At 55.2% G+C, this 12,194-nt stretch carries 10 protein-coding genes and 1 tRNA gene; 5 read left to right on the forward strand and 6 right to left on the reverse strand.

All coding sequences use genetic code 11. The features are described from left to right. From WCX19_RS05185 to WCX19_RS05200, 4 genes are all read right to left on the reverse strand, one after another. A partial coding sequence (locus WCX19_RS05185; RefSeq protein WP_373005833.1) for a 6-bladed beta-propeller occupies positions 1 to 882 on the reverse strand: 882 nt, incomplete at its 3' end. Positions 883 to 1,774: 892 nt separating this feature from the next. Then, complete coding sequence (locus tag WCX19_RS05190; RefSeq protein ID WP_373005835.1) at positions 1,775 to 3,691, reverse strand: V-type ATP synthase subunit I; 1,917 nt, start codon at positions 3,689 to 3,691, stop codon at positions 1,775 to 1,777. 23 nt (positions 3,692 to 3,714) lie between these two features. Beyond that, positions 3,715 to 4,047 carry a V-type ATPase subunit subunit G family protein gene (locus tag WCX19_RS05195; protein WP_373005837.1) on the reverse strand — a complete coding sequence of 111 codons (333 nt, stop codon included), beginning with the start codon at positions 4,045 to 4,047 and terminating at the stop codon, positions 3,715 to 3,717. 10 nt (positions 4,048 to 4,057) lie between these two features. Then, entirely contained in the window at positions 4,058 to 4,255 is a 198-nt protein-coding gene (locus WCX19_RS05200; RefSeq protein ID WP_373005839.1) for a hypothetical protein, read from the reverse strand. 161 nt (positions 4,256 to 4,416) lie between these two features. Between WCX19_RS05200 and WCX19_RS05205 the strand changes: the two genes are divergently transcribed. The 5 genes from WCX19_RS05205 to WCX19_RS05225 all read left to right on the forward strand — a co-directional run bounded on the left by WCX19_RS05205 (position 4,417) and on the right by WCX19_RS05225 (position 10,726). After that, positions 4,417 to 5,535: a DUF1646 family protein gene (locus WCX19_RS05205; protein WP_373005841.1), complete on the forward strand. Its 1,119-nt coding sequence runs from the start codon at positions 4,417 to 4,419 to the stop codon at positions 5,533 to 5,535. 93 nt (positions 5,536 to 5,628) lie between these two features. Then, the gene (locus tag WCX19_RS05210; RefSeq protein WP_373005843.1) at positions 5,629 to 6,165 is read left to right on the forward strand and encodes a HEAT repeat domain-containing protein; all 537 of its coding nucleotides are present in this window, start codon (positions 5,629 to 5,631) and stop codon (positions 6,163 to 6,165) included. Positions 6,166 to 6,250: 85 nt separating this feature from the next. Further along, positions 6,251 to 10,168, forward strand: coding sequence for a DNA-directed DNA polymerase II large subunit (locus WCX19_RS05215; RefSeq protein ID WP_373005845.1), 3,918 nt, complete (start codon positions 6,251 to 6,253; stop codon positions 10,166 to 10,168). Between the two features lie 54 nt (positions 10,169 to 10,222). Next, positions 10,223 to 10,307, forward strand: a tRNA-Leu gene (locus tag WCX19_RS05220). Positions 10,308 to 10,510: 203 nt separating this feature from the next. Beyond that, positions 10,511 to 10,726 carry a hypothetical protein gene (locus WCX19_RS05225; protein WP_373005847.1) on the forward strand — a complete coding sequence of 72 codons (216 nt, stop codon included), beginning with the start codon at positions 10,511 to 10,513 and terminating at the stop codon, positions 10,724 to 10,726. Positions 10,727 to 10,763: 37 nt separating this feature from the next. Here WCX19_RS05225 and WCX19_RS05230 read toward each other — a convergent pair whose 3' ends face one another. Together WCX19_RS05230 and WCX19_RS05235 are read right to left on the reverse strand one after the other, a co-directional pair. After that, complete coding sequence (locus WCX19_RS05230; protein ID WP_373005849.1) at positions 10,764 to 11,753, reverse strand: hypothetical protein; 990 nt, start codon at positions 11,751 to 11,753, stop codon at positions 10,764 to 10,766. Beyond that, positions 11,750 to 12,187 (reverse strand): type IV pilin N-terminal domain-containing protein, encoded by a 438-nt coding sequence (locus WCX19_RS05235; RefSeq protein ID WP_373005851.1) that lies wholly within the window; start codon positions 12,185 to 12,187, stop codon positions 11,750 to 11,752. The genes WCX19_RS05230 and WCX19_RS05235 overlap by 4 nt, the downstream gene beginning before the upstream one ends. Positions 12,188 to 12,194 lie beyond the last annotated feature (7 nt).

Below are 12,194 nucleotides of genomic sequence, written 5' to 3' on the forward strand. Positions count from 1 at the left end.
CGCTATGTCCGTAGGATACTCGAACTTGCCGTTAGCCGTACCCTCTGACCCCCATTGTGCCACAAACGTGCCATTTGATGTGAACACCTGGATCCTGTTATTCTCGGAGTCAACGACATAGACCTCCCCACTCGAACTTACCGCTATGTCCCTGGGATAGTTGAACTGGCTGGTGCCAGTACCCTTTGACCCCCACTGTAGCACATAGGTGCCGGTAGATGTGAACTCCTGGATCCGGTCATTATTCGTATCAACGACATAGACATTCCCGTTCACCGGGTTCACTGCTATGCCCATCGGATAGTCGAACTGGCTGGTGCCAGTACCCGAGGATCCCCATTTTGTCATATATGTTCCATCGGATGTGAATTTCCAGACACTATTACTCATCCAATCCGTGGCATAGACATTTCCGGAGCTGTCCACCGCAACATGCAATGGATGCACTCCGACAGCCGAAGGCACCGCCCACTGGAATACGGGAGTGGATCCACTCTCTTGGCTGGTTTGTAGAGCGGCACCTGATACCGATTGCGAACTGAACCGATGCCGGGTATTTTGAAGACCGATACCCGATGCCGAACGCGAACTGAACCGATCCTGGAGAGACATTCGAACGACAGAACTACCAGATACCGTAGGCGCAGAAATGGAGGTTGAAGCAGGTGTCATCAGCGTTTCTGGTGTTGTTGAACCCGTGGTTTTATCGATCAGTGTACTTGTTGGCGTTACAACCGCCACATTCTCCTGAACGGCAGAGGTTGCCACGGAATTATTCCCGTTTGTTCCAGCACAGACCGGCACACCGATCCCAGCCACGACAATAACCATGCACAGGATGAAAACGATCCTGCGTGTGAAATGCCCGATTGGTTTAATCATGTTTTTCACAAAGCCCAAAATTTCGATGATGGGCACAATCCCACGTTGTCGTTATTACCTTGCTGGTCACCCTGTTGGTACCGGAAAAAGTACAGATTATGCTCAAATATCGAAAATTACGTCCCGGTTATTTTTTGATGGCTATTATATCTTCCGAAATTCTCTTTTTACTACCGGTTAGGACTTCCACCGTTAGATCATATTGAACCGGAAAAACAACGGTCATAGATCCCCAGTACTTCTCTAAATTATCCTTTGCAAACATCAGAATTTTTTAGTAGGACTTGCCAAAGCAATTCCCGGTCCACTGGGGGTACCCCCTCCAGCCCGGGGTGGCACCCCCCGCTCCCAAAACCGGGAGGTACCCCCACCCCCCGACCAATTTTTTAATAGCGTGATCCCCCCACCCCCCCGGTCCGGGCATAAGAGGAGGCCTACCCCCCCATTCCTGCATTTCCAAAACCTGTGCTTCGCGTGGAGTTATCGTCTGAAGGTATATTTTGCCGGCCGAGGGCTTGGGGGGGTAGGGGCCTCTTTTCCTGCTAAGGGGGTACCCCCCGCTCCCAAAAAGGAGAGGTACCCTCACCCCCCGACCGATTTTTTAAAAGCATGATACCCCCACCCCCTCTTGTGGCCCGGGAGTGGGGGGTGCCACCTTTGTACAAATGGGGAGGTACCCCCTCCTGGCATAAAGGGAGGGTGGCGGCTGCCAAAAAAGGGTACTCCCGCTTCCAGATCAGGTTCATACGAATTTTTGGCGGTTGTTCTTTCAAACTTGAAAACAGGGAAGTACTGAGGATACAAGGTGTTGGGGGGAATCCCATCAGAGGGGAGTCGGATGAAGATGTGGTGGCAGGATGTTAAAAACGGCATATGTCCTCGCGCAACACCTCTACGGTATCACCCTTTTAAACGGCTTGTACATTATTCCCCCGCCTTCGTAGAACTTGGAGAAGAACTCCACCAGGTGCAGCCTCATCGAGTGGATGGACGGGCTGAACATGGCAAGGATAATATTTAAGGTGTGCAGGAGCACAGCGGCGATGACACCGATGATCGCAATCTCGATCGCTCCTCCGATCCTGTTTGCCACTATAGCGAGGATCACGGATGCCATACCGATTGCCATCAGCCTCGCATAGGACAAAATGTTCCCTACCGAACTCATGATCTCCATCGGGCCCAGCGCCCCACCGCCGTAGATAATCAGGAGAATTGCCACGATGGCCATCACTGCAGTGGGATACATCATCCATGACGGGATCATCACCAGGTAGAGCGTGAGGAGGAGGATAATTGCCGTGATAACGAGCAGCATCCCCACTTTTACTGCAACGTGCTTTTTGTTCTTCCGGATCATCTCGTTGCGGATGCCGATTGCAAGGCCCAAAAAGACATGGATAACCCCCACGGCGATGGCAAAGACCAGCATCGGGATCATTGCATCCACGCGGTTCCAGGTGATGCCTAAAAGGTGAACTGGCTGGATCCAGCCCATCATCTCCCCAAAATCTCCGAAGAACTCCCCGTACAGGAACCCGAAAATGATGGTCGGGATGGACGAGATGATCAGGATCTCCGAGATACTTTTTGCAAAGGCGTTGGCCCCGAGTTTTTTCTTTACGATCAGGGCAAAGGCGAGAATGACGAGCCCGTAACCGATATCTCCCACCATGAGCCCGAAGAAAAACGGGAAGAAGATCGCAAGCACCGGCGACGGGTCAACCTCACGGTACGCCGGAGGGGAGACCAGCTGCATGATCGTCTCGAAAGGTTTGATCCAACGGGGATTATCATAAAATGTGGGAGCCTTCTCCATCTCTTTTGCTCCCGCCCCGAGCTCGCTGACAATTACCCGGTCCCCGAATGTCTTTTTTACCGCCTCCTTCATCCGCCTCAGGAATTTTTTCGGGATCCAGCCCATCACGACAAACATATATTCGGAATGCCCGAACTTGTTGAATGAGAGGAGTTCCTCGCTGATATCCTCAAACATTTTCTTCAGGTACGTCAGTTCATGGAACCAGCGGTGGGAGAGGGCGACAAGTTTCTCGTCGATCAACCGGATCTCTTCTGCCGCCCGTGCCTTGTCGCTCTCGATCTGGGCGAACATCGCATAAAACGGCTTACCCATGTACTCCTGCGGGAGGCGGACCTCGTTGACATTGACGGAGAATACAAAGGAGTGGACCGCCTGGGAATATCGCTTGTTGAATACCATGATCGTGGCAAGCGTCTCCGCATCCACCGACATCGAATTCATCTCGAACTGGTCGTGGGTAATGGTGGTGATCTCCTTTCTTACCAGGTCAAGGACCTCACTGAACTCTTTCTTGATCAGCAGGATGGTCACTTCATAGTTTTCGAGGACCGGGAGCTCGCGCTCCATGGGCTGGATAAAGTTGAGAATTTTTGCGTACCTGTCCCAGGTCGTGATTTTTAATTTCAGGTCGCTTTTCCTTGATGCCAGTTCCCGGGTAACCAACTCAAGTTCGCGGATCGTCTCGTGTGCCCGGGTGATCAGGTCATCCCGGGTTTTGTCCTGCAGCTCGCTTGCGATCTGTTCCTCTAGTGTCGGATCGGCCGGGGCTTCCGGGAGTGTCGAAAGGATCCCGGTGATCCTTCCCTGGATCTCGGTAACTTCCGCAGTTTTTTCCCTCTCCATGGGGATGAGGCTGATCTCCTCTTTTTGGATGCACTGGCAGGCATCTTCCAGGTGGATCGTCCCCTCGTGATAGAGCAGGTCGATGACTGCACCGAACTCCTTTTTTGGCCCGATGACCTGGATCCGTTTCATCTGCTGGAGCATAGGACTCCTTTTTTTAGGGACGGTTATCCGGGCTGGATGCTTGTCACATACCCGACGATCTTTTCCACGGCAGAGGGAAGGTGTCTCTCCCCGTTTTTCCGGGCAGCATCTACCTTGTCGGCCGCCTCTTTTTTTATGCGGTCAACTTCAGCACCGGTTGTTGCCGTTTCCTCGTGCAGTAGCACCTCAGCTGCTGCTTTCTTCCGCTGTCCGGCCTCCGTGATAATCGTATCGGCCTGCTGGTATGCAGCCGCGATTTCAGCCTCGGTTTCCCGTTTTGCGGTCTCGATCTTTACGGCAAATTCCTGCTCCCTGTCCCGGATCTGCTGGAGCAGCGATTTTTCAGAATCCATCATAACCCCCTCTTTAAAGCCCGTGTTTACGCTTCAGCACTGCGGTAACGCCGCACTGCGGTTCACAGCACAGTTCTGAGTTTTCCTCTTCCACCGGGTTTTTGTGGATGATCCCCTTTGCTTTTTTTGCCGCATCCTCTATTCGTTTCCGGCATCTTCCCAGTGCCACATCCCGCATTGTGCTGACAGTATCGATGATGTTCTGTGCCATACTGACGGCCTCCCGGTATCAATTGGTCTATACCATCATAGGGAGATATATACTTTGTTCCTTATTTTTGCAAAAGAGAATCCATTAATCTTTCAGGCGCCCCATCCTTCTATCAGGAACCGGTTGTATACCCTTTGCCGGCTGTTTTAGGAGGGATCATCATGGACATGCTCGCAAACGTCGGATTGCTGATTATTTTCATCCTCGTCCTCATCCTCCCGTTCCGGGTCAAGGTCATCGAGCACAACCTCGAAGTGTTCCTGTTTGCCTGCGGGGTTGTGGCCCTGACGCTCTCCGGCCTGATTATTATCCCGGGTGAGGAGACCGGCTGGAACCTGGCGATCGTACAGGAAGCACTCCTCTCCCCGCTGCAGGTGACGAGCCTCTTTGGGATCCCGATCGGTATTGTCCAGATCGTGCTCGTATTCGGCCTTGTGATCTATTTCTTCTACCACCGGCTCCAGTCTGCGATCGTGGGGATGGTCGACCGGTTCTCCTTAAAATGGATCATCTTTCTGCTCATCGTCGTCCTCGGCCTTGTATCGAGCATCATCTCCGCCATCCTTGCCGCAATCATCCTTGTCGAGATAGTCAATGCCCTCCCCGTAGTCAAAAAAGCGAAGGTGGAGATCGCGGTGGTATCCTGTTTCTCCATCGGTCTTGGGGCCGGCCTCACCCCGCTCGGCGAGCCCCTCTCCACGATCGTGATCTCAAAGCTCTCGGGCGCCCCCTATTACGCCGGGTTCACGTTCCTCTTCGACCGGCTGGGGATCTTTATTATCCCTGCCATATTCGTCCTTGGGGTTGTCGGTGTCTTCCTCTTTACCCGGAGCCATAAAGGCGATGAGAAACTCGAGTGCCGCGTCGAGCGCGAAACGATCCGGGAGATCCTGATCCGGGCGGGAAAGGTCTACCTCTTTATCATGGCGCTCGTCTTTTTGGGCGAGGGCTTCAAGCCGCTCATCCTTGAATTTGTCGTCTCGATCCCCTCCGCAGGACTGTACTGGATCAACATCGTCTCTGCGGTGCTAGACAACGCGACGCTTGCTGCCGCGGAGATCAACCCGGCACTCTCGTCCCAGCAGATCACAAGTGCCCTCATGGGCCTGTTGATTGCAGGAGGCATGCTGATCCCGGGGAACATCCCCAACATCATCGCGGCAGGGAAGATGGGGATCACCAGTAAAGAATGGGCAAAAATCGGGATCCCGTTGGGCCTTGTCCTGATGTCAGTGTTCTTCTGCATCCTCTTTATTCCCGCGTGGCTGGGAATTGCCTGACCCTTAAGGGGAGGTCTAATCCCCCGCTGGGCCGATGCCGATAACAAAACACATGAACTGTCACACGCTAATATGGACGATAACGGTGTTCCCATGACTCCAGATACCAATAAAGATGGCAACGACAGTATTGCCATCCTGATCAGCCAGCTCGACGACCCTTCGATGGAGAACCGCCATCATGCAGTTCTCGCGCTCTCCGAGGCCGGCGAGGCGGCGGTACAGCCCCTGATTCTCGCTCTTGCCGCTGCAGGAAACGATGACGGCCGCTGGTACCGTGCGATTGCCCTCACAAAAACGGGTGTGCCCGCGATTGTGCCCCTCATTACCGCGATGAAAGAGACGTCCGACCGCGAGTTCCGGCGCTATGCAGCGGCTGCGCTTGGCGAGATGGGAGAACCGGCGGTAGACCCTCTCATCGATGCGATGGCAAGCGAGGATAAGGAACTGCGGGGCTTTCTGTCCCGGGCCCTCTGCCGGATCGGGAAACCCGCGGTCGCCCCGCTCACCCGGCGGCTCTCGGATGCCGATGATATTCTCCGCTCGTGCGCCACCCTCACGCTCTGGCAGATGGGCGAGACCGGCCTACCCTCCATGATCGATGAGATCAGGGAAGATAAACAGGCCTGATCCCCGTCCCGCCGCATCCTCTTTTTCTGACGGCTGAACTGCAAAATACCACAGTATAAATTTTAAAAGCCGCTAAGTTACCACTATGCTCATACTCTCCCCTGAGATGGAAGCGTACGGGAATTCCCTCATGGAGGGGCTTACCCGTGAGATTGCCATCGCATCGGAGGCACGTTCCCGTGGAATTGACCCGAGTATGACGGTCGAGATCCCGATCGCAAGCGACCTCGCCGACCGGGTCGAAGTGCTTGTCGGGATCAAAGGAGTGGCAGCCCGGATCCGGGAACTGGAAGCGCAGATGTCCCGTGAGGAGGCGGCACTTAAGATCGGCGACGACTTTGTCGCAAAGATGTTCGGGGAGAAAAACACCGACGAAATTCTTGACCATTCCATACGGACGGCGATGGCACTTCTCACCGAGGGTGTCGTTTCGGCCCCGACCGAAGGGATAGCAAAAGTGGGGATTGGCAAGAACGATGACGGCACCACGTACCTGATGATCTATTACGCCGGGCCGATCCGGAGTGCCGGCGGTACGGCACAGGCATTATCGGTGCTTGTCGGGGATTACGTGCGGGCGAAGCTTGGGATCGGGCAGTACCATCCCCGGCAGGACGAGGTCGAGCGGTACATCGAGGAGATCCGGCAGTACAATACCATCATGAGCCTCCAGTACCTCCCCAGCGAAGCCGAGATCCGGCTGATCGTGGAGAACTGCCCGGTCTGCATCGATGGGGAAGCGACGGAAAAAGAGGAGGTCTCGGGGCACCGGAACCTCCCCCGCGTCGAGACCAACGCGGTGCGGGGCGGGATGGCGCTAGTCCTTGCCGAAGGTATCGCAGGAAAGGCCCGCAAACTCAAGAGCAAGGTCGAGAAGATGAAGATGCCCGGCTGGGACTGGCTGGACAAGCTCATCGCCGGCGCAGCAAAATCCGGGGATGAAGATCATACTCCCGGTATCAAGCCGCTCGACAAGTATCTCAGGGATCTTATCGGGGGCAGGCCGGTCTTTTCCTACCCGATGCGGAAAGGAGGTTTCCGGCTCCGGTACGGCCGTTCCCGCAATACCGGTTTTGCCACGGCCGGGTTTAACCCGGCGACGCTGTACCTGCTGGGCGGGTTTCTTGCCGTCGGTACCCAGATGAAACTGGAACGTCCGGGCAAGGCCTGCGGGGTTGTTCCCGTCGATACCATTGAAGGGCCGACCGTGCGGCTTATCGGCGGCGAAGTTCTCCGGGTGGACGATGAAAAGACCGCGTTAACCCTGATGAACAAAGTCGAGAGAATCCTCGATGTCGGGGAGATCCTGATCGCGTACGGTGAGTTCCTGGAAAACAACCACCCGCTCGTTCCCGCCGGCTACTGCGAGGAATGGTGGCTGCTTGAACAAAAACCGGGAACAAAACCGCCGCAGGATGAACCTGAAGCGCTCGCCCTTGCGAGGGCAGGGGGATCCCTGTTCCCTGAGTATACCTGGTATTGGGATGATATCAGCGTCGACCAGATCCGGCTTCTTGCCGATACCGTATCGAACACCGGGAAGATCGAAGAGGATACGCTGGTCCTTCCTCTCGATCCGAAAATAAAAGAGCCGTTAGAGCTCCTGCTCCTCCCCCACAAAGTGATCGGGGGAGACATACGGATCCGTACCCACCGGGCATTTGTCGCCTGCCTCGGTCTTGACGAGCACTTGAAAAAATGCGAGACATGGAACACGGTACCTGCCGATGCCGGTCAGCTTGCACTCGTCATGCACGTGAGTGGTCTTAAGCTCCGGTCCCGGTCCGGGATACGGATCGGGGGGCGGATGGGCCGGCCCGGCAAGTCCAAACCGCGGAAGATGAGCCCGCCGCCGCACGCGCTCTTCCCGCTCGGGGAATCCGGGGGTGCCCGGCGCTCGTTCCAGGAAGCATCGGTCCATACCGAGGAATCCGATGCCGGCGCGACCGAGATCGATTTCCAGAAAGAAGGCGGCATGATCGAGATTGAAGTCGGCCGCCGGCGCTGTCCCGATTGCGGTGAGATCACGTACCTGAACCGGTGCGAGAAGTGCAAAACGCATACGACCCCGGTCTATACCTGCCCCAAATGCGGGCACGAAATGGTGACACAGCGCTGCCCGAACTGCGATGTCCCGACCAAGTGCAGCCAGCGGATCTCCTTGAACGTGAAGGAGGAATACGCGCAGGCGATGAGGCGCCTCGGGATAAAAAAGGACAGTATCGCGCTCGTGAAAGGCGTAAAGGGCGTGATCTCTCAGGAGAGAACGGTCGAGGCGATGGAAAAAGGCATTCTCCGGGCGGTGCAGGACATCTACGTCTTTAAAGACGGCACGACCCGGTTCGACATGATCGATCTCCCGCTCACGCATATCCGGCCGGACGAGGTGAAAGTGTCGGTCGAGAAACTCCGGTCGCTCGGGTATCTCAAGGACATCAACGGCTACGATCTCCAGAACGGGACGCAGGTTATCGAGATGCACCCGCAGGACCTCCTCCTCGCCGATTCGTGTGCGGACTATATGATCAAGGTCGCACAGTTCATCGACGATGAACTCACCAAACTCTACGGTCTTCCTGCATTCTACAACATAAAGACCCGGGACGATCTGGTGGGCCAGCTCATGATCGGCCTTGCCCCGCACACGAGCGCCGGGGTGCTCGCCCGGGTCATCGGGTTTACCCGGGCAAACGTCGGGTATGCCCACCCGTTCTTCCATGCGGCAAAGCGCCGGAACTGCTTCTACGGTGACACGGAGATCGAGGTCAATGACGGGAAGGCGTGGACACATCTCCCCATCAGGAAATTCGTGCTGGAAAACTTCGACATCAGCCAGCCCGGGATTGACCGGCTGGGTACCTACTACTCAGACCCGAAAAAGACGTATTACACCCGTACCGTGGATACTACGGGTGCGATGCACCTGCGGAAGATTACCTCGGTCTCCATCCACCGGGCGCCGGCAAACCTGATCCGATTTACCACATCCCGGAACCGGCAGCTGACCGTCACCCCGGACCACGCGATGCTGGTCTGGGATGTCGAATACTTAAAAAAGATCAAGGCCCTGGAGGTGAAGGCCGGGGACGCCGTGCCGGTCTATGAAGGCGGGGCCGTGATCACCGACCGGATCGCGAACGTGGAAACCGTCGCCTCCCTTGAGGACCGGGTGTACTGCCTGACGGTCGCAGACGATCACACACTTGTCGCAAACGGCATCTTCACCGGCCAGTGCGATGGCGATGAGGACTGTGTCATGCTCCTCATGGACGGTCTCTTAAACTTCTCGCGCTCGTTTCTGCCCCAGAACCGGGGCGGGACGATGGATGCTCCCCTCGTGCTCACGAGCCGGATCGATCCGGCGGAGATTGACAAGGAGGCCTTAAACGTGGATGTCGGGAAGAGTTACCCGATCGAACTCTACGAGGCCGGCCTCATCTATGCAAAGGCAAAGGATATCGAGTCGCTCATCGACCGGGTCGAGCGGAGGATCGGGACGCCCCGACAGCTGGAAGGTTTCTTCTTCACGCACGATACTTCGGACATTTCATCAGGACCCTTGGAGTCAACCTATACGCAGCTCAAGTCCATGGCCGAGAAACTTGAGGCAGAACTCGATCTGGCCGAGAAGATCCGGGCGGTCGATGCGGACGATGTGGCAGAGAGGGTATTAAACACCCACTTCATCCGGGACCTGATGGGCAATCTTTCCGCGTTCTCCAAGCAGAAGTTCCGGTGCACCAAGTGCAACACGAGTTACCGCCGGATGCCGCTTGCCGGCAAATGCACGAAGTTCAAGGGCAAGGGGATCTGCAACGGGAATATCATCCCGACCGTGCACGAAGGATCGGTCAAAAAATATCTCGAAGTGTCCCGGGCGATGGTGAAAAAATACAAGGTGTCGGAATACTGCCGGCAGCGGGTTGAAGTGCTCGATCTTGCCATCGAGTCCACATTTGGCGAGGAGAAGCAGGAGCAGCTGGGCCTCGCGGATTTTATGTGATCTCCCGATCAGGTACCTTATTTATTCCCGTCGCCAACATAATTCCACACAGGCGCGAGGGTATCCAAGCTTGGCCAACGGAGGCAGACTCAAGATCTGTTCTTGAAGAAGTTCGCGGGTTCAAATCCCTCCCCTCGCATTAAGGTGAACGTTAAGCAGAATTCCTGTTTTTAAATTACCCATCTCGCTGACGTTTTGTTTGTTTTACACCGATCATTTTTGCGGCACGTTCAATCATTCAAAAACACTTGGCCACAAGATACATTAATTGAATCGTAGTTTTCAAAGTTTTTTCACTAATCACGGGCGGAGATCACCTTAGCGTTCATCGGGGCGGCGGTTTTGTTCCTGCCGCTGTTTGTGTTCCTGCCGAAACTGATACAGCGGGAGATGAAGGCGGATGCCGATGCAGCGATCGAGGCGTTCGGGAAGAATGAGCAGGTGAAAAAAGTGTTCTGGGCGGTGTTCGTCTCGATGGCCGGGCTGATTCTCACCCGGGTTGTGGACCCGGGGACTGCTCAGCAGGTTGTGGGGGTGATTATGGGGATGGGGATTTAAGAGGAACACCTTTTTTCAGAGTCCGAAAACATGCACTTTAGTACGCACTTATCTCGATGCTGACAACATTCAGGGTAACATTGACCGGGCTGATATCCTGGCGGATGCGATATTGAGGGAAATTTTCAGAAGGATCAAATTGAACCGTGTTCGGGCAGGTTCGGGCCGCATCCGAAAAACTCTGGTTCCATCGGTCGAAGGCCGCATTTTTTAATGGACCCTCCCCGGCTCCAAAGGATACCGCAGATACCGAAACATCCGTTGTGTTGATTTGGCGTACTGTCGAGGTTATCCCGAGCGTAGCAAAACCATTACTACTCATAAAGGAGTGAGCGGGCGATGCGGTGACATTGACCGCAAAGAGATCGATGCGGGAGCAAATCCCCGAAAGAGGCTGGTAATTGCAGGTGTACACGAGATTTCCCTCGCCGTCTTTACTGCTCATACAGTTCACCTGTGCCGAGATGTTTTGTACCGCGTCCACAGTGACGGTTGCAGGAAACGCCCTGCTGGTATCCGCGAAGACATTCATTACCTCCGTCATGTTCGTATACCCGAGAGGACTCTCGCGGCTCTGATATTTGGTCACATTGATGTACCCGTACTGCCAGCGGTATCCCTGGTCCTGCCAGAAATTTCCCTGCGGTTCGTACGTGACACTGACCATGGTTCCGTTCATACCGGCAAGGAACGTGCCGCTCGCATCGTACAGTGTGAGATTGTAGACCGGTGTCTCTTCAATCTGGATGGAGAGGAACCCTCCCGACCTGAGCGTATTGAACACGACATTCCCCCCGCCCAGCTGTACCGGCTCGGCAAAGGACAGATGGTCCTGACGGGAAGACGCCGCGTAGGTGATATCGGATGAGAACTTCAGGAATGCGGCCTCCACATTCTGGATATGATCGATCTCCGCTGACTGTTTTAATGACGGGATATAGATCCCGTTAAAGACGGCAAGGAACGTGACCGCGACTGCAAGAATCAGCATCACGGCAATGACCGGTGCTACCCCGTCATCCCTCATGGCGTTCCCCCCTCGATCCTGCCGGAAAAAATAACGGCACGATCCGTGGCGAGCACCACGCTCTCGTTCCCGTCAAGCGGTCCGCCCCAGTCCACGGTCAGATTATCGCCAAGGTCAAATGCTTCTGCAGAGGGTACAGCCAGAAAGGGCGGGTTGCTCTTTATCGTGTAGGTTTTGGTTACCGAATTTGTTGCATCCGAGACAATCACCCGCATCGTATCTGCCTTCACCCAGTCGCCGCCCTTATGCCAGAGCGTTATATTTCCGGTGGTATCGTTGCTCATCCTGATGGTCACGGTCGGGCTGCGTTCGGAGGGTAGATAATTTGAGAGCGAGGCCGAGAAGACCGCGACAAGTATCAGCACGATCCCGATCATGAGCATTTCACCCACCACTTCAGAGACTGCGGCATTTTGTTTGCTACGAGACTGCATAACGAAA

The sequence above is a fragment of the Methanoregula sp. genome (assembly GCF_041663825.1).
Taxonomy (GTDB): Archaea; Halobacteriota; Methanomicrobia; order Methanomicrobiales; family Methanospirillaceae; genus Methanoregula.

Bases quoted from the DNA above. Each gene is read 5' to 3' on its own strand.
- WCX19_RS05195 (WP_373005837.1), bottom strand. From the start codon at position 4,047: ATGATGGATTCTGAAAAATCGCTGCTCCAGCAGATCCGGGACAGGGAG.
- WCX19_RS05200 (WP_373005839.1), bottom strand. From the start codon at position 4,255: ATGGCACAGAACATCATCGATACTGTCAGCACAATGCGGGATGTGGCA.
- WCX19_RS05230 (WP_373005849.1), bottom strand. From the start codon at position 11,753: ATGAGGGATGACGGGGTAGCACCGGTCATTGCCGTGATGCTGATTCTT.
- WCX19_RS05235 (WP_373005851.1), bottom strand. From the start codon at position 12,187: ATGCAGTCTCGTAGCAAACAAAATGCCGCAGTCTCTGAAGTGGTGGGT.
- WCX19_RS05215 (WP_373005845.1), top strand. From the start codon at position 6,251: ATGCTCATACTCTCCCCTGAGATGGAAGCGTACGGGAATTCCCTCATG.
- WCX19_RS05205 (WP_373005841.1), top strand. From the start codon at position 4,417: ATGGACATGCTCGCAAACGTCGGATTGCTGATTATTTTCATCCTCGTC.
- WCX19_RS05210 (WP_373005843.1), top strand. From the start codon at position 5,629: ATGACTCCAGATACCAATAAAGATGGCAACGACAGTATTGCCATCCTG.
- WCX19_RS05190 (WP_373005835.1), bottom strand. From the start codon at position 3,691: ATGCTCCAGCAGATGAAACGGATCCAGGTCATCGGGCCAAAAAAGGAG.